Here is a 19,902-nt window from a genome sequence, read left to right on the forward strand (position 1 = left end):
CTACTTTTCTCCACCTAAAACCGCTTCAATATAGATAGCGGGATTGACAAGAGTTTTTGCAGCATCACTTACATAGGTAGATATAAATTCTGCCCCAAGTCCTAGTGAAGCTGTTCCAATGGCTAATAAAACAATTGGAATTAGCAATCCTTTCTTAAGTGGCATTTCTTCTCCTAAACTAATAATTGTTTCACCGAAGAAGGAGTTTAAAAATATGCGAAGTAGTGAATACAACACCACAATACTAGATATAAAAGCTAAAGCCAATAAAATATATGAACCTGCTTCCACTGCTCCTTGCCCTACCAGTATTTTCCCAACAAAACCACTTAGTGGAGGTATTCCTGTAAGAGACAATGTAACGATGAAAAATAGCCACCCAAACATCGGATAGTTCCGAATAAGACCACTTATCTCATCTATTTTATTTTTTCCAGTAAGTAGAATCATCGTACCGACAAGTAAAAATAACATAGCCTTTGCAATCATATCGTGGATAATGTAATAAATAGATCCTTCAATCGAAGCGGGTGTCGCAACTGCTAGTCCAATTAAAATAAATCCAACTGCAATGACTACATTATAAGCAACAATTTGACGCACATCCTTGAACGCAATCGCTCCCATACAACCTGCCACAATAGTGATTCCTGCCATTACACCGATTAAACTATGCGTAACATCTGGTTCATGATAAAAAATCAGCGTAAAAGTACGGAACAATGCATATATTCCTACCTTCGTTAGTAAAGCTCCAAAAAGTGCGGCTACTGCAGTCGGAGGAACACTATAAGAACCTGGAAGCCAATAGAATAATAACAATCCTGCCTTTAAGCTAAACACTAGCAAAAAGACGATGGCTATCGTTGTAAGTAATGGATCTTGTCCTGCTTCCGCTACTCTTTCTGCTAAATGAGCCATATTTAAAGTTCCAGTTGTGCCATATAGAAAAGCTAATGCTACTAAGAAGAACCAAGATGCAACCACGTTTATGACCACGTACTTAATCGATTCTCTTAATTGTACCTTTTCCCCTCCAAGCGTTATAAGCGCATAAGAGGCTAAAAGCATCACTTCGAAACAAACGAATAAGTTAAACATATCACCAGTCAACAAAGAACCATTTACCCCTGCTACTAAAAATAAGACAAATGGGTAGAAAAACATTTTCTCATGTCTTTCTCCGATTGAAGAAAAGGCATAAATTAAACAGATTGCTGTTACAATACTTGCTGTTAATACTAGTAACATGGAAAAAGAATCTGCGACAAAAAGTATCCCAAATGGAGGCTCCCAACCACCAAAATCTAACCGCAGAATACCTTCCGATTGAATGGTATTTAAAACAAAGACACTAACACACGCCACTCCAATCATTGCTATCAAACTAATGATTCTCTGTAAACGTATATACGAACGTAGAAATACGAGTATCACTCCCACCATAATCGGAATGATTAACGGCAAAACAATTAAATTATTCATCATTTGTTCCTCGCAATGCATGAAGATCATCCTGCCTATTTACTTGATAAGATCGATAAGCTAAAACAAGTAAAAAGGCTGTCACCGCAAAGCTTATAACAATAGCAGTTAAAATCAATGCTTGTGGGAGAGCATCTGTATAAGGAGCGTCTGCCTGCTTAAGTAAAGGTACATTACCTTTTTTTAAGCCTCCAATTGTTAAGATCAACAAATGAACTGCATGAGACAGAACAGCGGTCCCTAAAATTACTCGAATAATATTTCTAGAGAGGATCAAATAGGTTCCAACGGCTGTTAGTATTCCGATTAATATCATAATTAACGTTTCCATCTCTACTCATCCTCACTTATACTCAAAATAATTGTTACAACTACTCCGACAACGGTTAATGCCACACCAGCCTCGAAAATAGTCACTGTGGTGAGCTCTGTTTTCCCAAAGATAGGGAGATCAAAGTAGCCAAAAGACTGCGATAAAAAAGGCACACCCAAAATTATAGAACCAAATCCTGTAGAAGTTGCCATTAACACACCTAAGGCAGCTACTAGTTTAAAATCAAAGGGAAGACTCTTGCTGATCGATGCTATATCATGTGTTAAATAAAGTAGCACGATAGCAGAACCAAGCACTAAGCCACCTATAAATCCACCACCAGGTTTATTATGACCAGACAAAAACAAATACACACCGAAAGTCAGTATAATAAACACAACAATTCTAGTAACTGTCCGTAAAATAACATCATTGATCTTCAATGTCTTCTGCCCCCTTCTTTGCTCGTAACTTAATGAGAGTATAAACTCCTAAGCCGGCAATAAAGAGTACAACAACCTCTAACATCGTATCAAATGCACGGAAATCCCCTAAAATGGCATTCACAATATTTGCTCCACCAGCTAGTTCATAAGCATTTTCAAAAAATACCGATATCGATGCAAATGAATTGTAATTGATGACTGAAAAACCTATTAGCATGACAAATGCCCCAACAGCAATCGAGATGATTGCATTAATCATCTTATTATTGGATGATGATTTCTCTTTCTTCCAATCCGGTAAATGAGAAAATGCCAAAAGAAATAAAGCCGTAGTGACAGATTCTACAACAAGCTGGGTTAGCGCCAAATCTGGAGCACGGAATATAACGAAAAAGATAGAGATAGCGTAACCCAAAACACCATTCAAAAGAACTGCTGTCACACGAGATTTCGCAAATATCATTGCAACTGCAGCAATCGCCATTACGCCAACAAGTATACCTTCATACACTCGAATTGGAGCATTGTTAGCAGTGCTAAACGAAAATGCTGATGAAAATAATAAAAAGCCACCTGAAGTTACTATAAAGAACAAATAAATATAAACTAAATAATCTCTCAAAAATCCAGTCATATAAGACTTCGTTGTTAATGTAGAACTTACTTCACTGTCTGCAAGCAACCTATTATAAAACGCATTAAATGTGTATTTTTGAGAAAATAAGCTGTATATTGGCTTCCAACTTTTTAGTCGATAATACAGTATTGCCCCTACCAAAATAACACCAATCGTCATAAGTAATTCTGGTTTAATTCCATGCCAGGCAGAAATTTTCGGAGTGAGGCTTTCTGCCTCCGCGAATGTCGGATATACACTAAACATCGCTGGACGTAGTATATATTCACCTAGTAAATTAGGGAATAAGAATATACCTACCACAAATGCAACTAATATAAATGGAGAAATAAGCATTCCTATAGGTGCTTCATGAATTGGTTTGTCTAACTTTTCTGGTTGAGCTGGTCCTAAAAATGTTTTAAAAATGATAATCATACAATAAACAAACGTAAAGACACTTGCTATCCACGCTACGATTGGGAAAATGATACCTATGGAGTCGAGCGAGAAGACATTAGCATCAGTAATAGCTACTGTGGCTGCAAAAAACATCTCTTTACTTAAAAAACCATTAAAAGGTGGCAATCCTGCCATCGATAAACTTCCTATTGCAGCAATCGTAAATGTAAACGGCATGAGTGCCATTAACCCACCGAGCCTTCGTATGTCACGGGTCCCAAGTTCATGATCGACAATTCCCACTACCATGAACAAAGCACCCTTAAAGGTTGAGTGATTGATCATATGAAAAAGTGCGGCAAAAGTTGCTTGCGTATAAATAATCGAATCCTTCGAATACCCCAAATGAAGTGCAATCGACCCTAAGCCGAGAAGACTCATAATTAGACCTAGCTGACTAACAGTTGAATACGCTAGCAAAGCCTTTAAATCTGTTTGTCGAATTGCATTCAAAGAACCCCAAAATAATGTAATCATACCTACTCCACTAACCGCCCAAAACCAAACTTGTTCTCCACCAAAAATAGGTGTAAAACGGGCTACTAAGTAAATACCAGCTTTAACCATTGTAGCGGAATGTAAGTATGCACTCACGGGAGTTGGAGCTTCCATCGCATCAGGTAACCAAATATGAAATGGAAACTGTGCTGATTTTGTAAACGCCCCTATTAATATCAAAATCATTGCTGGTATAAAAAACGAGTGATCTGTCATCTCGATTAGACTTGAAATAATCTCACGAATACTATATGTCCCAGTCATAGAGTGAAGCATTATAAATCCAATAAGCATCGCTACTCCGCCACTCACGGTAATAAGCATTGCTTTTTGAGCTCCTTGTCTTGAGCCTTTACGATGATGCCAAAAGGCGATTAATAAGAAAGAAGAAACACTTGTTAACTCCCAAAATACATATAAAACCATTAAGTTGTCCGAGAACACAACTCCCAGCATGGCACCCATGAATAGTAGTAGGTAGCAATAAAAATGTTGAAGGGATTCTTTAGATGAAAGATAAAAAATAGAATATAGAATAACTAAACTACCTACACCAGTTATAAGTAAACCAAATATCATACTTAAACCGTCTAAATAAGTAGTGAAATTAATTCCTAAATGAGGTATCCATTCATAAGTATGGATATATGTTTTACCACCTGCTATCGAGGGAATTAGCCTAGCAAGCATGACTAACAAAAAAATAGGGACTAAAAGGACAAACCAGCCTACATGAATTTTGGTAAATCGCCTATATATAAACGGTACGATTGCCGCAATAATAAATGGAATAACAATAATTAAACTAACAGGGAACAAAATTTAACCTCCTACTTGACAAATTTTGTAGAATTGTAATTTTACAGAATTATTTCATTTGAACTAGATGCTTGACTATACCACTAACTAGTAGCATAATAGGAATCCATATGGAGTCCTTATGTATTTTTGGAGATTTTTGAGGTGTAGTACAATGAAAGATTTGTGCCCATTCCTTGCCATGGGATATAAACCTAATTGAGGGATGCATGAATATACTTTGTAAATTATACACTAAATAAGCGCTTTTCGCACTTGAAGTGCTTGAGGATTAAACAATTTGAGATGAAATTAAATGGAAAGACGATAAAATTATTTAGCTGAAAAAGAGGTGTAGACTACCGTGAAACACACGAAAGGCAGAATGGATGAGAGTATATTGGTCTGCGTATACTATGGTCCTAATGGCGAACGTTTAATAAGAAGAGGTCATAAGATGGCTACTATAATGGATTGCCCTCTCTATATTCTTACAGTTGACCCTCTTCCATACGATGCATTCGATGCCGAGAAATCAAGTTATATTGAACAATGGCAGAATTTAGCTGAAGAACTAGAAGTAGACGAATTTATCATTCGCGATAACGAAAAACGCCCTTCACCAAAAGTAATAAAAGAAGTAGCTCATAAACATAATATAACCCAAATAATTATTGGACAAACTGCCCAAAGTAGATGGGAAGAGATTACAAAGGGCTCTTTTATGAATGTGTTATTACGTGAAATTCCTTTTGTTGATTTCCATGTTGTTTCCGTAGAACGATCTGTCAAAGACGAGGAAGATGGCATTTTCGAAAAAGGAGTACGTGCGTATTTGGTCGCGGATGGCGATGATTATAAAGTATCCTTTACATGTGCTAAAAACATGTGCCAAGAAGGTATTTTCTTTAAAGAAATTGGTACAGATTTTGATAATGGGATTTTTAAATTCATGCATAACAGCAAGATGCACCAAGTCCATATTCAAGAGAACCTGGTAACAGACAACTCTCAAGTTCCAGACGGGTGCAATGTTAAGATTAAACAATAATTTTTAAAGGAAACTCCGATGAGTTTCTTTTTTTTGAGCTTTTTGGCATTCGCGCTGGCAGCAGGCTGCCAAGGCGCGAGTGCCGTTGTCTTCTCTAAATAAGGATTAAAGAAGATTCTATTAATTGCAAAAAGATTTCCATGGGCTATTTCTAGGATGTGTGATGCTCATGAGCACGAAGAATGAGCCCTAATAAAATGAACAATTATCAATAACTTAGCCTAAATAAAAGGAATTTCGTTACCTTCTATTAAGGCTTTTAAATTTGCTAATGACTCATCGAAGCCACCTGAATTCATCGTCACTCTAGCCCCATTATCTTCCTTTTCTATTACAAAGGATAGAAGAGTTTGTTGCGAGTCCAAATAAAGAGAAAATTCCTTATAAGTTCTTAGAACTACAATAGTTAAAGGCATCGTCAGTTTCTCGGAAAGATTATTATGCACACTAGGCATTAACGTAAATGTCGCTTTCTCCCCTACTTTCAGATTAGGTATTTCCCACGGAGAACCCGGAACATACCATCGTGAGATTTTCTTCTCTTCCGTTATAGCATCCCAAACAGTTTCTATATCCCCATCAATCCACACTGAACTTATATCTTCCATATCACTCATTACAATTTCTCCTTCTTTTAATAGAACCCCCTATTTCTTCTTTACTTTTGAACCGCTATTTTGCGATCTGTTGGTAAGGCAAGCGCAACCAATCCGATAAGGGGTAGCGTTGAAACGATAATCATCGTTGTGTATACACCGACGTTATCCATTAATATACCTATTAAGACCGCCCCTATTGCACCCATACCAAAGGCAAGTCCAACTGTTAAACCCGCCATAGTACCAATTTTACTAGGTACAAGTTCTTGTGCATAAACGACAGTGACTGAAAAACTTAACATGATGGAGAATCCAATAATTACTAGTAGTAAAACAACTGCCCAAATTGGGACATGCGGCAAAATGAGGCTTAAAGGAATTGGAACAGCCATTGAAAGTAAAATGACGTTTTTTCTACCAAATCTGTCTGCCATTGGACCACCAAAGAATGTCCCAACTGCTCCTAACACAAGGAATATAAAAATAAAAAGCTGTCCTTTTTTAATCGATAAATCGTAGTTTTCCATCAAATGAAAAATATAAAAGTTTGTCATATTAGTTACGTAAAAAGATCTCGCAAAAATAATGATCATTAAAAGTGTAAGTGCTATACCCACTTGTTTTTTAGAAAGAGGTGGCAAAGAAGAAAGTATTGTTTTTTTCCTTTTAGAAAGTTTCTCAACTTCTAACTCTTTCTTATACCAAATAGAAATTCTGGATAATAGAAAAATACCAATAGCTGCAACAATTAAGAAAAGTGCAGCCCCCTTTTGACCAAATGGTACTAGAATAAATGCACTTATTAATGGAGCAAGAGCTTGTCCAGAGTTCCCTCCGACTTGATAAATGGATTGCGATAGCCCTCTTTTAGAACCAGCAGCCATAAAGGAAACACGAGAACCTTCTGGGTGAAATATGGCAGAACCAAAACCAAGGAATACAACGGAAACAAGAATCATCCAATATTCCGTAGAAAATGCAATACCCGCTATCCCAACAAAGGAACTTATCATACCTAGCGGAAGTGCATATGGCATAGGTTTTTTATCACTTATAAAACCTACTACCGGTTGTAAAACTGAAGCGACGATATTCAACATGAAAGATATTAAACCTAACTGTGTAAACGTCAATCCTCTTTCTTCTTCTAAAACCGGAAACATTGCTGGAATAACCGATTGTAGTGAATCATTAAACAAATGACAAACTCCGATCGCAAACATAATAGGATAAACTGGATTTCCCATTTTATGCGAGGCATTAGCTATAGACATATCTTTCACATTCTTTCTAAGATTGATATACATGAATAGTTTTATTATAGCGCAAATTTCGACAATTAATTATAAATTAACAAGAAAGCAAGAATAGTTACTTTTTTCTAGGCAACACTAAATAGAAGTCATTTTAAAAGAGGTGTTTGAAATGAATATGGATACATTTTTCGAGTTAAACTTTTGGGAAATGTTAATTAGAACAACTTTTTCCTTTATAGTGCTATTAATATTAGCAAGAATATTAGGAAAGAAACAGCTGAGTCAATTGACCTTTTTCCATTACATCACAGGAATAACAATAGGATCTATTGCCGCTGAGATTGCCGCACAACACGAAACACCTTTTCTTGATGGCCTAGTATCACTAGTGTGGTGGACACTTCTTACACTATTAATGAGCTTTATATCACTGAAATCTCCGAGAGCGCGTGTCTTAATAGATGATGAACCTACTATTATTATTAAAGACGGACAACTTGTGGTGAAGTCTTTAAAGACTGCTCGTTTACATATGGATGATGTGTTAATGCTGCTACGAGAACAATCTATTTTTTCCATACAAGACGTACATTATGCAGTTCTGGAGACAAACGGAGAATTGAGTGTATTTAAAAAAGTAGGTCAGCAAGAAGCTACTAAGACAGACGTAAAGGCTACAATTACTCTTCCAACATTTTTACCTTCTGAAATAATAGCGGATGGTAAAATAGTACAAAAAAATCTTACTGAATTAGATTTATCTGAGGAGTGGGTAATGAAAAAACTTCGAAAACAAGGAATCGATTCAGTGGATGAAGTGTTTTATGCACAAGTACAAACGAATGGTTCCTTATACATTAGTTTATATAATAAATAACATACACTTTTTAGAAGACCAATTCACAGAAAGTCGGTCTTCTATTAACATTAAAAACCAGAAAAAAAGGGGCTTTTAAATAGACTTTTCTACATTTTAAAGGGTTGGTCGTGACTATCGTCACGACCAACCCTTCTTTTCAGGAAAACGTTTTCGAGTTCATCTTTCTTCAAAGATTTTAACCAGTTCTTTTGGCGCCTCGTACATACTCATATGTCCTACATCCTTTAGCACTACTTGTTTTATATTAACTCCATTTGCCGTGAAGGTTTTCTCAGATGGGATAAGTTGATCTTCCGCCCCAGCAACAAGCACTACTGGTAATTTAGTAATATTAATTATCTCTCTTCGATCTTTTCTATCTCTCATTGCCATTAGAGCATTCTTAGCACCAATTGGAGAAGTTGAATATCCAATTTTAATCGCTTCCTCCACTAAGTTTTGATGACTCTTCACGTTATTTGGTGCAAATAGTTTTGGTATTAATCCGTCAACAAATACTTCTATCCCCTCATCGTCTATTTTTAGAGCTGAAGTATCTCTTCCTTTTTTAGCCTCCTCTGAATCGGGGAATCCAGTTGAGTGTATTAAGGAAAAGCCATTTAATCGTTCGCTATATTTTTCTGCGAATGCGAGTGTTATATAACCACCTAAAGAATGACCAAGCATTGTTACCTTGTCTAGCTCCAAAGAATCTAAAAATTGGTGGATGAAATCCGCATAATTGTCAATTTGATTCACACTGTCCTGTACCTCCGATTCTCCATGACCCGGTAAGTCTATCGCAATTACACGATACTGATTAGCCAGTAGTGGAACTACTCTACTCCAATATGCAGAACTTCCACAAAAACCATGAATTAGAAATAATACCTCTCCCTGCCCTTCATCTATATAAGCTACACTTGAACCTTTTATTTGCACTGTTTTCATCTTTTCATCTCCCTAATATTTGTACGATGGTTTGGTTTAACTCTTCTATGTTTACCCTATCTACTCGCTCATTACTCAGTTTATACTTTTCTTTTAATAATAGGATTCTTTCCACACTGGTATTTATTCTTTCCTCTGAAATCTGTCCTTCATTAACAGCTAATAAAATGGAGTCTATCGCTTCCTTAATATTGACATAATCATGAGCAATTAAAACAATATCGTTACCAGCTTTCACTGCTTCTACAGCAGCCTCCCCAATTTTATAATTATCTAATATCGCCCCCATCGTCATATCGTCCGTTATTACAACACCTTCGAACTTCAGCTTCTCCCGCAGTATATTTGTGATTAACTCATTCGACATCGAAGAAGGATAAGTTGGGTCAATTTTTGGCATAAGAATATGTCCAACCATAACAACGTCTGCACCATTTTTTATCGCATCGTTAAAAGGTATTAATTCTAATGCTTGTAATTCTTCTAAACTCTTTTGAATAATGGGTAGCTCTTTATGAGAATCTACAGCTGTGTCACCGTGCCCAGGGAAATGCTTCACTACTGGAATAACTCGTTGATGTTGAATGCCCTTCATCGTTTGAATTCCAAGGGTACTAACAATGCGTGCATTGTTTCCGAAGGAACGATCCCCAATAACCGGGTTTTTAGGATTGCTATTTATATCTAGTACCGGTGCGAAATCAAGATTGAAGCCAAACGCATTTAACTCTTTTCCTAATAGATTACCGATATTATAAGAGAGTGAAGAATCGTTTAGCCTCCCAATTTCTTGATTTGTAGGCAATTGTATAAGTTCAGGTAGTCTGGAAACTCTCCCGCCCTCCTGATCAACACCTAGAAATATAGGAAACTTATTTTTCTCATTCTCTCCTTTCAATTCATTTAATAAGGAGATGGATTGATCGACATCCTTCAAGTTATCTTTAAATAAAATTATTCCACCAACTTTATCATTGGAAATTAGCAATCTTGACTCTTTAGACAAGCTAGTTCCGTCTATACCAGCGAAAATCATTTGCCCAACTTTTTCTTCCAAACTCATTTCCTTAATAACCGCGATATCAGTACTAACCTCCTCTTTCACTTCTGTAAAAATCGAAATATGGTCAACTTTAGGATTAGGTATACTTTCTGTTGGCTTTGGCAGTACCCACTTAAGTTGATACGTAGAAGTAACATTATATACAAGAATAATTTGATTGGTCTTTGCATCTTGATAACTTCGGACTTCATCAGCTTGTCCCTTTAGTTTCTTAATATCCTCTAATTCGATTTGCTGAATTTCTGGTGAGCTTGAGCGTATATCAAAAACAAGATTGGTGAGATGACCGATTGTTGCATCTTTAGAAAAATAGTCTTCATAAATCTTCGAGGAAAGTTCGTTCATTTTCTCTGGAGTCCCCCATAATTGATGGACTTCCTGAATATCTGTTTCTCCCACGAAAAACGGAATATCCCAGGCTTGTCCCTTTTCTGCCGCATCAAAAACGAGAGAAACAAGATTCTCATTTTCTAAAGGCATTTCTCTTATGGGTACTTCCTCCTGATGATTAACTTCTTTTATTTCTTGTTTGTTTCCCAAATACATTTTTACCGCAATCATAATGACAAATACTAAAAGGATTATCCCTACTTTTTTAATCATTTCAGAACCTCCTGCATAATAACCTTTCCCACTCTGCTTTCTCTATTCTTATCCAATATTCCTTTATATTATAATTTNATATATTTTTTATATCATAATATACTTCTATTAGAATCGAGGGAATGAATAACATGAAAATTTGCCCATATCTAGAATCATCCTTTCAAATACTTGGCAGACGATGGAACGGTTTAATCGTGCATTACTTATCCAATTGCCCAAATTATACAGCTCATTTCTCAGACCTGAAAAAGGACTTAACTGATATTACACCTCGTGCTTTATCGTTAAAATTGACGGAACTTGCAGAACACGGTTTAGTCGAGAAGAATATGAGCACGGAGCAGTCAGTTCAAATCTCCTATCACCTAACAGATACAGGTCAGGAGCTTGCGGAAGCACTTAAACCAGTGCATGCTTGGGCAAAAAAACATATTTCTTTAGAAAATTAATGAAAAGAGGGACAGATATGACGAATAAAAACGCTATGATGTGTGACTTAGAAACAGGTATATGCGGTCCTGTTGATGAAGGAAATACTGCAATGGGGCTAATCGACCTAACTGCTCCAAACAAAAAAATAGATGTATATTATGTTACGGATCCAATTTGTTCACACTGTTGGGCTCTAGAACCCACATTACGTAAATTTGTAGAAGAATACGGAAATTATATTAATATGCATATTTTAATGGGTGGTCTACTCGAAAAATGGGATGGATTTGCAGATGTTGCTAATGGAATTTCTGGACCAGCGGATGTTGCTGCCCATTGGCGAGAGGTAGGAGACCACACTCGTATGCCAATAGATGGATCATTTTGGTTAGAAGACCCTGTGTCATCTTCTTATATTCCATCTCGTGTATTTAAAACCATTCAACAACTAGATGCAAACTTAGCACCTATCTTTTTACGTAAAGCGAGAGAAGCAGTATTTCCATTCAATAAAAACATTGCAAGTGATGAAGTATTAATCGACATCATCAATGAAATGGGATTAAAAGGTGAGGAAATTGTGAAAGAATCTCACCTTGCAGCAGCACAAGCTAGCCTGGAAGAAGATTTTAAAATGGTTAGTAAATTAGGTGTTCGAGGATTCCCTACTATTATTTTCTTAAACGAAGAACAAAAAGGAGTTAAAGTGGTAGGGGCCCGTCCATATGAATATTATGTGCAAGCATTACAACAAATGCTTCCTGATGAAAATATTCAACCTAAGAAGGCTCCAAAGCTACAAAATATATTAGTAAAAGAAGAGCTATTATTCTCCCGTGAAATTGAAGAATTATATGGCTTAGATCAACAGGATATTGCTTCATTTGTTGAAAAGGAATTAGTCGAAGGATCCTATTATGTGGATAGAGTACTTGGAGAGAATTATTTTAAGCTGAATAAATAAATAGGAAAATGCCCTCAAGTTTTAGTCTTGAGGGCATTTTAGTGATTACTTTTGCATTGTCGTTAATTACTTTCATATTAAAGTTCGTCTTTTACATCGTTTCTTACCCAACCACATTGGTCTCTCTTTGCCAATACCTTATAATTTTTCATACGCCAGCTTACGAATGATTTGTTCATGCTGTGGATATTTGTCTAATAACTCGCTTTGAGTAAAAAGCTCAAAATCTTCATATTCAAATCCTGGTGCAACCATGCTTCCAACGAGAGAAAAAGATCCATTCTCCATAACCGAAGATCCGAAAATAGAGTTTTTCGGTACAAGGACTTGTGGGGTTTCTCCATTTTCAATATCCAACCCTACCCTGTGCTCTACGTAGTTACCATCCTCATCAATCACATGCACTAATAACGAGCTACCACCATGAAAGTACCATAGTTCATCGGACTTCAGACGATGAAAGTGTGATACATCATCAGCTCCTAGTAAAAAGTAAATGCTAGTATATAACTTTCTACTGCTTACTGATTCTTCCGAGGCAAAGGTACTTTTAAAATATCCTCCTTCTGGATGAGGTTCTAACCCAAGCTGTTTTATGTAATATTCTGCATCCATCATTAAACTTCCCTCGCTTCTAAGTGCTTCATACAATTAAACAAATGACATAAATTTTTATTTTCCTTTAATTCAACTACCGTTACAGATGTATTCCCAATATCCTTTGAAAATTCTCCATTAGGAATAAGTGCATTTAATAGTCTACTAATGAAGCCTCCGTGACTTACCACCAATACCCGTTTGCCTGGATGTGCTTGTTTCACATCTTCTATAAAAGACATCCCTCGAGAAATAATGACCTCATCTGGCTCAAATCCCAAGTCCTGATCTCTCCATGCTGCTCCCCATTTGGCTACACGTTCTTCTTCGGTCGTTCCTTCTATTATGCCCCCACCAATTTCCCCTAACCGCTTATCTGTAAAAAGTTCAGCGCCAGATTGTTTTTCGGCTATGATCTCTGCAGTTTTTTTCGCTCGAACTAATGGACTTGTATAAATGACATCCCATTCTTCCAATTGAATTCTATCGGCAACGCGCTCTGCCATTTCAATTCCTTCCTCATCTAACGGAACATCTGTATTTCCTTGCGCTCTTCCTTCTTTGTTCCAAGCTGTCACTCCATGCCGTACAAACCCTATTGTTGTCATATACTATTGCCCCCTCATACTTAGTTCTTTAAGTATAATAAAATGAAACAAAATGAACAATTCATACTTGACCTTGACGTTGCGTAAAGGTTTAGACTGTAGTTATTAGGAGGTGATAGCGTGGAATATACGGTGCAAAAGCTTGGCCAGCTTGCAGGAATTAGTACGAGGACTCTTCGATATTATGACGAGATCGGACTACTTAAGCCCGCACGTATTAATTCATCTGGTTACCGTATTTATGGGTCTGCCGAAATAGATAAATTGCAACAAATTTTGTTTTATAGGGAGCTTGGAGTGAACCTAGATCTGATTAAAGAAATTATGACTTCTGTTTCATTCGACCGTTCCATTGCACTGAAAGAACATCGAGAAAAACTGTTAGAAAAAAGAACACAATTGGATTTATTAATTGCAAACGTCGATAAATCCATTCAACAAACGGAGAGGGGAATTATCATGTCAGATAAAGAGAAATTTGAAGGGTTTAAGCAAAAACTGGTGGAAGACAATGAGAAACAATATGGGAAAGAAATTCGTGAAAAGTACGGAGAGGAAGCAGTAAATAAATCCAACGCAAAAGTAAAAGGAATGACACAAGCTCAGTATGAGGAAGTTACGTATTTAGGGGAGGAGATTGCAGTAAATTTAAAAGCAGCAATGGCAACTGGTGACCCTAATAGTGAACTTGCTCAAAAGACAGCAGATTTACATCGCCAATGGCTAAGCTTTTACTGGAACGAGTATACGAAAGAGGCACATGCAGGTGTTGCTCAAATGTATGTGGACGATGAACGGTTTACCGCATATTATGATAAAATTCAACCTGGTGCGGCTGAGTTTTTAAGAGATGCGGTTCACATATACACAAAAAACTAAAAGGCATATTGCCTTTTAGTTTTTTTGCATGGAGATAACTGTTTGGATAATGTCTACATCTTCAGGATAGGCAAGAGGCAGCTTAGAAAGTTCTTCCACTGGTTGCCAAGCAATTTCATGAATAAATTCGTCTGGATCCTGAATTGTAATTTCTCCGCTGACTATTTCGACTAAGAAATAATCTACTTTGTAGGATATTCCATAGTCACTCAGTACCCCACTTTTGTAATGAACATTTTCCAATGTACGTACTCTGAAACCTGTTTCCTCCCAAAACTCTCTTTCGCAGCATTCTTCAAATGTTTCTCCTTCTTCTAGTGTGCCTGATGGAACAGTCCATTTCTTCTCTTCTCCCGGAGCAGCTTGAAGTACCATTAAAATTTCATTTTGATCATTTATACAAATTCCTGCTGCACCTTGCCAGCTAAACATATCCATTCCATTTCCTCTTCTCTTTAAATAAGATCTTCTTCAAATACAAGTACCTCAGATGCAAATCTGGACTTTTCTAAATCCACAAGACCATTTTGTCGAAAGCAAACTCCCTCATCTTCTAACATAGTCCTTTGTGAATAAGCAGACTCTTCATCCGGAATGGCAATTTCTCCTTTTGCATTAACCACACGGTGCCAAGGTAAACTGTGCTTGGCACTCATTGAATGCAGAATGCGCACTACTTGTCTTGCTCCCCTAGGACTCCCTGCAATCTTAGCAATTTGCCCATATGTCATGACCTTCCCTGCGGGAATCGACTTTATTATTTTAATAACTCTTTCGGTAAAAGGGTTCATCACGTATCAATCCTTTCATTAATTCCGATTATAACTGATTCCTAACAAATATTTTATACTATTTTACTTAGTACCTTGCATAGAATAATACTAAATGATATATTACTATCAAAGGTACTGTTTATTGAATAGTAGTGAAGGGAGTGAAAGAAAAAATGAATATCCAGTTTAAAAAAGGCGTATTGAACCTTTGTGTGCTAGTTCTATTAGATAAACAAGATCGTTATGGATATGAGCTTGTCCAAAAAATATCAGATCAAATCTCTATATCGGAGGGCTCTGTTTATCCATTACTACGTCGATTGACAAAGGAAGGTTACTTCACAACTTATTTACAAGAATCCACAGAAGGTCCACCACGAAAGTATTACAAGCTGACAGAGTTAGGAAGAACTTATTTACATGAACAGTTAAATGAATGGAAAACCTTTACAAATGGTGTAAACAATCTAATCGAAGAAGGTGTAAAAAATGACTGAACAACAATTTCTAAGGGAACTGGAGCTTGCTTTAACGAAACTACCTACGGAAGAACGAAATGATATTCTATCAGACATAAAAGAATATTTTAGAAACGGTCGTGAAGATGGAAAAACGGAAAGCGACATCGCCGTTTCTCTAGGCTCTCCAAAAGAAATAGCACAGGAGATCCTAGAAAGCCATGTACCAGAAAAAATAGAAACAACCAATAAAATGATACACGTTCCTCACTCTAATTTTTCTAACGTGATGATGGATATAGATTATGGCTCTCTTAATGTATTTCCTTCTGAAACAGATGAAACGTTTATTGAATTAATAGGTGAAAATGAAAAATTAGAACTAACAGCGGATGTAGTAAATGATACATTGTCGATTCAATTAAAAACAAAGAAATTCAATTTTTTTAGCTTTTTGTTCCTGATTAAAGAAATGAAAGTGAACGTAGCACTGCCGAAGAAACTATATTCGTCCATCGTCATGAAAACGGATAACGGTCGTATTCGAGCAGAAAAAATTCTTGGGAAAACAATAAAGGTTACTTCTGACAACGGAAGTATTGGTTTAAAAGAATTTGCCTCTACTGTTTTAGATGTAGAAACAGACAATGGTCGAATTGATTTGGAAAAAATTCAAGTCGATAAGCTTTCTACTCAAACGGATAATGGACGTATTGAACTCCGAAATATAGATGCTATACAAATTCGAGCAAAAACGGATAACGGACGAATTATGATGGAATATGTAAACGGTAATATCACTGGGAAAACAGATAACGGCAGAATCTCCCTGCTGACTACTACCTTGAATCGTATGATTGATCTTGAGACAGATAACGGTAGTATTCTTGTAGAAGCTGAAAATGAACCTACAAATGTAACGATTCAGGCCAAGACAGATTTTGGAGGAATTAATATTTTGGGTGAAAAAAACTCACGTACAGTGATTGGTCTAGGAACAAATAAAGTTAAGCTTTCTTCTGATAATGGTAAAATTACAGTAATTACGAAAAGTCGAGCAATGAATTAATTATAAAAGAGCGTTTGTATAAGCCCAATTATACGACGCTCTTTATTAGTTTTAATAACGAAAGAAAGTGTAACCTTTGAAAAAAGATTGATTAAATTCATACAGAATCATCAAAATCTAAGTATAAACAAACCTCGTAATTCAACTTTTATAAAACATTTCATTGTTCAACAAAAAACCGTCACTCCTTCTTGAATCAACGCCATCGTACTTGTGATCATATCCTAAAAGGAGATTGTACTACTAAATCATTTCTAATACAGTTTGTATCCTTATTTATCTCAATTACATAAGTTATTGAAAATAGCAAAAAGGAGTTGTACATTTGGAAATCCCTGTTTCTGGATTCATGTACCATTCAGACGATTCGGATCCTCAGCATTCCCACCAACTTTTTATCACTTCATGGGATGGCAGACCCGTCCCTGCCCATGTCCACGAATTTAGAGGAGTTACTTCTTTTGATGCGGGACATAATCACAGATACGCTGGAATTACTGAACCAGCACCAAGTGGAGTCCAACACACTCATCGATACTTTACCTTTACATCTGTGGACGATCAACATCAACACGAAATTCGTGGAGTTACTGGTCCAGCTATTCCTCTTCCTAATGGCGGTCATTATCATGAGTTTAGTGGGGTTACTACTATAGACGGAATGAATCCTCATAGGCACAATTATAGCGGGAGAACTAGTTTATAAGCATTTGGGGTTTATACAAGTATGGGCAAAAACAATACAACTTAAAGATACGAATAGTTTTTGAAATTTTCTTGGTTGATGTTATAAAAAGTTTTAATATTACGCCAACCTTCCCAAAGTATTGTTTTGAAGGACAGCAATATCTTGTTTTTTTATTTGCCCATACTTCTTTTATTTTCAATGTTGCGTGGTAAATTCCAGTTAAAATAGACGGATAATAGCCTTAATATAACAATTACGATTAAGAGGGAATATGTGGCATAGGGCCCGCGTATCCAATTTAAACCAATGGCAAGACCTGCTAATACTGCCCATAAGGCATAAATTTCTGAACGAAAAATCATCGGTTTTCGACCTGCAAACACATCTCTTATAATCCCACCACCTGCTCCTGTCATGGAAGCAGCTATAATTACTGCAATTAATGGAGCATCAATAGATACAGCATAATTTGCACCTTGAATGGCGAATGCTGCTAAACCAATGGCATCAAAAAACACTACCCAATTTTTCCAATTACTTATCCTTTCATTCGGCAGTATATAAACTATAGTAATAGTCACAAATGCTATTTCAAATAAATAACCTTGTAACCATATATTCTCAATTGGTATTCCAATTAATAAATTTCTAACAAGACCGCCTCCGAATGCGGTTGTAAATCCTAAAAAGTAAATACCTAATATATCATAATCCTCTTCTATTGCGACAAGGACACCACTTATCGCAAAAGCAATGGTACCAATGATGTTAAGAATATCCCAAGTCAAAGCGTCGATTCCTCCTTTCTATATGTCCCGGTTTAATCGCAAAAGAGTCGTTCAAAATGAAATTTGAACGACACTACTTTTTTATTCTTGCATACTACAAACAACTTGTCCGACCGCTTTTGCTGCAACTAAAAGAGAATCTTCGTCGATATCAAATTTGGGATTATGGTTGAAATATGGCTTATCAACGCCTTTTGGTGTACACCCGATATAAAAGAAACAAGCAGGGAACTTTTCTGCATAGTAAGCAAAATCTTCGGAAGGTGCCATTGGCGGAACTTCTTTTACTTCTGTGATTTCTTTTATATTCGCATTTTTAAGTGCTACTGCCACTTTTTCTGTAAGTTCAGGATTATTGTACAATGGCGGGTAGTCTGGCGTATACGTAAGTTTACAACTTACACCGAACTCTTCCTCCAGCCCTTTGACAAGTCGTTTCACTTCACGTTCAATCGTTTCTTTCGTTTCAACAGTCATGTAACGGATATCACCTTCAAGCTCTACGCTATCTTTAATCACATTAAAGGTACCAGCTCCATCAAACGATCCAATTGTAATTACTCCTATGTCAAATGGACTTAATCGGCGACTTATGATGGTTTGAACTGCGATTACAAAATGAGCACCCGCAACAATTGCATCATTTGCTAAATGTGGCGAAGAACCATGCCCACCTTGGCCTTGTATTTTCAATTTCATGTAGGCCCTTCCATTAAAAGCATAGCCCTTATTGTAACCAACCATTCCAACAGGAGCAATTGGAAGTAAGTGAATTCCATACACTTCATCTAAATCATCCAACAATCCAGATTCTACTATACTTTTCGCTCCACCTGGTGGAACCTCTTCAGCATGCTGATGAATTATTTTAATAGTTCCGGATAGTTCTGATTTCAATTGAATTAAACAATCTGCTAGAACTAACAAGTAAGCTGTATGACCATCATGTCCGCATGCATGCATGACACCCTCATTTTTCGACTTGAAAGGAACGGGCGTTTCTTCTACAATTGGAAGCGCATCAAAATCTGCCCGTAATCCAATTGTTTTTCCTGGTTTTCCTCCTACTATTGTTACAATAATTCCGTAACCATTTCCGACGTTTGTTTGAATATCGACGTTTTTTCCTTTGTAAAAGTCCACAATATATTGAGCCGTTTTTTCTTCTTTAAATGATAATTCAGGATGTTCATGTAAAAAACGGCGAATTTGAATCATTTCATCTTTACGTTCATCCAACATTTTCATTAATTTTTCTCTCATATCTGACAAACTCCTTTATGAAGCTTCATTTTTGCCTGCATTATTTGGAACCTTGAAGATAATTGTTAACAATGCGGTGACTGCGAAAATTACATTTGCAATACTTCCTCCAGTTGCAACTGCATCTACTCCACTTTTGTCTGCAATCATAACATAAACTGTCGCTGAGATCGCAAATCCAAAGCTGAACCAAGGAAGCTCGCCATTTTAGTATTTCCCTTATTATATCTCTTATAATTGCAATCCAGGGGTATACATCGAAATAACATAGGGAACTCAAAGCTAGAAACGAGCATTAATTAGGGGAATTTAAAGTTTGATCACTTGTATAAACCCCGATCAAAACACATCTTGAATCAGTACTTTACGATAAATACAAA

General features: G+C 36.5%; 23 protein-coding genes. 8 read left to right on the top strand and 15 right to left on the bottom strand.

All coding sequences use genetic code 11. From position 1 onward, the window contains the following. The 4 genes from AN959_RS11965 to AN959_RS11980 are packed head-to-tail and all read right to left on the bottom strand — an operon-like array spanning position 1 to position 4,639. On the bottom strand, positions 1-1,485 hold the full coding sequence (locus AN959_RS11965) for a Na+/H+ antiporter subunit D (RefSeq protein ID WP_056831149.1): 1,485 nt from the start codon (positions 1,483-1,485) through the stop codon (positions 1-3). Next, complete coding sequence (locus tag AN959_RS11970) at positions 1,478-1,816, bottom strand: Na(+)/H(+) antiporter subunit C (RefSeq protein ID WP_053591562.1); 339 nt, start codon at positions 1,814-1,816, stop codon at positions 1,478-1,480. Before AN959_RS11970 ends, AN959_RS11965 begins: the two co-directional genes overlap by 8 nt. A gap of 2 nt (positions 1,817-1,818) precedes the next feature. Next, positions 1,819-2,241 carry a Na(+)/H(+) antiporter subunit B gene (locus tag AN959_RS11975; RefSeq protein ID WP_053591561.1) on the bottom strand — a complete coding sequence of 141 codons (423 nt, stop codon included), beginning with the start codon at positions 2,239-2,241 and terminating at the stop codon, positions 1,819-1,821. Next, positions 2,228-4,639 (bottom strand): Na+/H+ antiporter subunit A, encoded by a 2,412-nt coding sequence (locus tag AN959_RS11980; RefSeq protein ID WP_056831021.1) that lies wholly within the window; start codon positions 4,637-4,639, stop codon positions 2,228-2,230. The genes AN959_RS11975 and AN959_RS11980 overlap by 14 nt, the downstream gene beginning before the upstream one ends. Before the next feature lie 343 nt (positions 4,640-4,982). Here AN959_RS11980 and AN959_RS11985 point away from each other — a divergent pair, with 343 nt between their 5' ends. After that, positions 4,983-5,669, top strand: a complete 687-nt coding sequence (locus tag AN959_RS11985; protein WP_053591559.1) for a universal stress protein — start codon at positions 4,983-4,985, stop codon at positions 5,667-5,669. A gap of 221 nt (positions 5,670-5,890) precedes the next feature. Here the strand turns inward: AN959_RS11985 and AN959_RS11990 are convergent, their stop codons facing one another. Then, positions 5,891-6,286: an SRPBCC domain-containing protein gene (locus tag AN959_RS11990; RefSeq protein ID WP_253278914.1), complete on the bottom strand. Its 396-nt coding sequence runs from the start codon at positions 6,284-6,286 to the stop codon at positions 5,891-5,893. A gap of 41 nt (positions 6,287-6,327) precedes the next feature. Continuing rightward, on the bottom strand, positions 6,328-7,542 hold the full coding sequence (locus tag AN959_RS11995; protein ID WP_156350781.1) for an MFS transporter: 1,215 nt from the start codon (positions 7,540-7,542) through the stop codon (positions 6,328-6,330). A 157-nt stretch (positions 7,543-7,699) separates the two neighbouring features. Between AN959_RS11995 and AN959_RS12000 the strand changes: the two genes are divergently transcribed. Beyond that, positions 7,700-8,401, top strand: coding sequence for a DUF421 domain-containing protein (locus tag AN959_RS12000; RefSeq protein ID WP_082355386.1), 702 nt, complete (start codon positions 7,700-7,702; stop codon positions 8,399-8,401). Between the two features lie 159 nt (positions 8,402-8,560). Here AN959_RS12000 and AN959_RS12005 read toward each other — a convergent pair whose 3' ends face one another. Both AN959_RS12005 and nagZ read right to left on the bottom strand, forming a co-directional pair. Further along, on the bottom strand, positions 8,561-9,334 hold the full coding sequence (locus AN959_RS12005; protein WP_056831023.1) for an alpha/beta fold hydrolase: 774 nt from the start codon (positions 9,332-9,334) through the stop codon (positions 8,561-8,563). 4 nt (positions 9,335-9,338) lie between these two features. Beyond that, positions 9,339-11,000 (bottom strand): beta-N-acetylhexosaminidase, encoded by a 1,662-nt coding sequence (gene nagZ / locus AN959_RS12010; RefSeq protein WP_056831025.1) that lies wholly within the window; start codon positions 10,998-11,000, stop codon positions 9,339-9,341. Positions 11,001-11,131: 131 nt separating this feature from the next. Here nagZ and AN959_RS12015 point away from each other — a divergent pair, with 131 nt between their 5' ends. Together AN959_RS12015 and AN959_RS12020 are read left to right on the top strand one after the other, a co-directional pair. Further along, the gene (locus AN959_RS12015; RefSeq protein ID WP_056831027.1) at positions 11,132-11,452 is read left to right on the top strand and encodes a helix-turn-helix domain-containing protein; all 321 of its coding nucleotides are present in this window, start codon (positions 11,132-11,134) and stop codon (positions 11,450-11,452) included. A 17-nt stretch (positions 11,453-11,469) separates the two neighbouring features. Continuing rightward, a complete protein-coding gene (locus tag AN959_RS12020) occupies positions 11,470-12,399 on the top strand; it encodes a DsbA family protein (RefSeq protein WP_056831028.1) in 930 nt (309 codons plus the stop codon). A gap of 138 nt (positions 12,400-12,537) precedes the next feature. Here AN959_RS12020 and AN959_RS12025 read toward each other — a convergent pair whose 3' ends face one another. Both AN959_RS12025 and AN959_RS12030 read right to left on the bottom strand, forming a co-directional pair. Then, on the bottom strand, positions 12,538-13,014 hold the full coding sequence (locus tag AN959_RS12025) for a cupin domain-containing protein (protein WP_056831030.1): 477 nt from the start codon (positions 13,012-13,014) through the stop codon (positions 12,538-12,540). 2 nt (positions 13,015-13,016) lie between these two features. Next, positions 13,017-13,604, bottom strand: a complete 588-nt coding sequence (locus tag AN959_RS12030; RefSeq protein ID WP_056831032.1) for a histidine phosphatase family protein — start codon at positions 13,602-13,604, stop codon at positions 13,017-13,019. A gap of 120 nt (positions 13,605-13,724) precedes the next feature. On the opposite strand from AN959_RS12030, the gene AN959_RS12035 reads away from it, so the two are divergent. Then, the gene (locus tag AN959_RS12035; RefSeq protein WP_056831034.1) at positions 13,725-14,483 is read left to right on the top strand and encodes a MerR family transcriptional regulator; all 759 of its coding nucleotides are present in this window, start codon (positions 13,725-13,727) and stop codon (positions 14,481-14,483) included. A 15-nt stretch (positions 14,484-14,498) separates the two neighbouring features. On the opposite strand, the gene AN959_RS12040 is transcribed toward AN959_RS12035, so the two are convergent. Further along, positions 14,499-14,915: an NUDIX hydrolase gene (locus AN959_RS12040; RefSeq protein ID WP_082460981.1), complete on the bottom strand. Its 417-nt coding sequence runs from the start codon at positions 14,913-14,915 to the stop codon at positions 14,499-14,501. A gap of 23 nt (positions 14,916-14,938) precedes the next feature. Next, positions 14,939-15,274 (bottom strand): MGMT family protein, encoded by a 336-nt coding sequence (locus AN959_RS12045; protein WP_056831037.1) that lies wholly within the window; start codon positions 15,272-15,274, stop codon positions 14,939-14,941. Positions 15,275-15,429: 155 nt separating this feature from the next. On the opposite strand from AN959_RS12045, the gene AN959_RS12050 reads away from it, so the two are divergent. The 3 genes from AN959_RS12050 (at position 15,430) to AN959_RS12060 (ending at position 17,489) form a co-directional block, all read left to right on the top strand. After that, a complete protein-coding gene (locus AN959_RS12050) occupies positions 15,430-15,753 on the top strand; it encodes a PadR family transcriptional regulator (protein WP_053591550.1) in 324 nt (107 codons plus the stop codon). Next, positions 15,746-16,783: a DUF4097 family beta strand repeat-containing protein gene (locus AN959_RS12055; protein ID WP_056831040.1), complete on the top strand. Its 1,038-nt coding sequence runs from the start codon at positions 15,746-15,748 to the stop codon at positions 16,781-16,783. Before AN959_RS12050 ends, AN959_RS12055 begins: the two co-directional genes overlap by 8 nt. A gap of 325 nt (positions 16,784-17,108) precedes the next feature. Continuing rightward, positions 17,109-17,489 carry a YmaF family protein gene (locus AN959_RS12060; protein WP_053591548.1) on the top strand — a complete coding sequence of 127 codons (381 nt, stop codon included), beginning with the start codon at positions 17,109-17,111 and terminating at the stop codon, positions 17,487-17,489. A 152-nt stretch (positions 17,490-17,641) separates the two neighbouring features. Here the strand turns inward: AN959_RS12060 and AN959_RS12065 are convergent, their stop codons facing one another. From AN959_RS12065 to AN959_RS21885, 3 genes are all read right to left on the bottom strand, one after another. Further along, positions 17,642-18,259, bottom strand: a complete 618-nt coding sequence (locus AN959_RS12065) for a trimeric intracellular cation channel family protein (RefSeq protein ID WP_056831042.1) — start codon at positions 18,257-18,259, stop codon at positions 17,642-17,644. An 81-nt stretch (positions 18,260-18,340) separates the two neighbouring features. Beyond that, the gene (locus tag AN959_RS12070; protein WP_056831044.1) at positions 18,341-19,522 is read right to left on the bottom strand and encodes an amidohydrolase; all 1,182 of its coding nucleotides are present in this window, start codon (positions 19,520-19,522) and stop codon (positions 18,341-18,343) included. Positions 19,523-19,537: 15 nt separating this feature from the next. Continuing rightward, the gene (locus AN959_RS21885; RefSeq protein ID WP_256363925.1) at positions 19,538-19,672 is read right to left on the bottom strand and encodes a hypothetical protein; all 135 of its coding nucleotides are present in this window, start codon (positions 19,670-19,672) and stop codon (positions 19,538-19,540) included. Positions 19,673-19,902 lie beyond the last annotated feature (230 nt).

Origin of the sequence: Psychrobacillus sp. FJAT-21963, assembly GCF_001420585.1 — a bacterium.
GTDB lineage: Bacteria > Bacillota > Bacilli > Bacillales_A > Planococcaceae > Psychrobacillus.

What these genes read in the sequence shown, in the direction of transcription:
- AN959_RS11970 (WP_053591562.1), bottom strand. Translation starts at nt 1,816, where the DNA reads ATGGAAACGTTAATTATGATATTAATCGGAATACTAACAGCCGTTGGA.
- AN959_RS12000 (WP_082355386.1), top strand. Translation starts at nt 7,700, where the DNA reads ATGGATACATTTTTCGAGTTAAACTTTTGGGAAATGTTAATTAGAACA.
- AN959_RS12050 (WP_053591550.1), top strand. Translation starts at nt 15,430, where the DNA reads ATGAATATCCAGTTTAAAAAAGGCGTATTGAACCTTTGTGTGCTAGTT.
- AN959_RS12045 (WP_056831037.1), bottom strand. Translation starts at nt 15,274, where the DNA reads ATGAACCCTTTTACCGAAAGAGTTATTAAAATAATAAAGTCGATTCCC.
- AN959_RS21885 (WP_256363925.1), bottom strand. Translation starts at nt 19,672, where the DNA reads ATGATTGCAGACAAAAGTGGAGTAGATGCAGTTGCAACTGGAGGAAGT.
- AN959_RS12070 (WP_056831044.1), bottom strand. Translation starts at nt 19,522, where the DNA reads ATGAGAGAAAAATTAATGAAAATGTTGGATGAACGTAAAGATGAAATG.
- AN959_RS12015 (WP_056831027.1), top strand. Translation starts at nt 11,132, where the DNA reads ATGAAAATTTGCCCATATCTAGAATCATCCTTTCAAATACTTGGCAGA.
- nagZ (WP_056831025.1), bottom strand. Translation starts at nt 11,000, where the DNA reads ATGATTAAAAAAGTAGGGATAATCCTTTTAGTATTTGTCATTATGATT.
- AN959_RS12005 (WP_056831023.1), bottom strand. Translation starts at nt 9,334, where the DNA reads ATGAAAACAGTGCAAATAAAAGGTTCAAGTGTAGCTTATATAGATGAA.
- AN959_RS12025 (WP_056831030.1), bottom strand. Translation starts at nt 13,014, where the DNA reads ATGGATGCAGAATATTACATAAAACAGCTTGGGTTAGAACCTCATCCA.
- AN959_RS12030 (WP_056831032.1), bottom strand. Translation starts at nt 13,604, where the DNA reads ATGACAACAATAGGGTTTGTACGGCATGGAGTGACAGCTTGGAACAAA.
- AN959_RS11965 (WP_056831149.1), bottom strand. Translation starts at nt 1,485, where the DNA reads ATGAATAATTTAATTGTTTTGCCGTTAATCATTCCGATTATGGTGGGA.
- AN959_RS12040 (WP_082460981.1), bottom strand. Translation starts at nt 14,915, where the DNA reads ATGTTTAGCTGGCAAGGTGCAGCAGGAATTTGTATAAATGATCAAAAT.
- AN959_RS12020 (WP_056831028.1), top strand. Translation starts at nt 11,470, where the DNA reads ATGACGAATAAAAACGCTATGATGTGTGACTTAGAAACAGGTATATGC.
- AN959_RS11990 (WP_253278914.1), bottom strand. Translation starts at nt 6,286, where the DNA reads ATGAGTGATATGGAAGATATAAGTTCAGTGTGGATTGATGGGGATATA.
- AN959_RS11995 (WP_156350781.1), bottom strand. Translation starts at nt 7,542, where the DNA reads ATGTCTATAGCTAATGCCTCGCATAAAATGGGAAATCCAGTTTATCCT.
- AN959_RS12055 (WP_056831040.1), top strand. Translation starts at nt 15,746, where the DNA reads ATGACTGAACAACAATTTCTAAGGGAACTGGAGCTTGCTTTAACGAAA.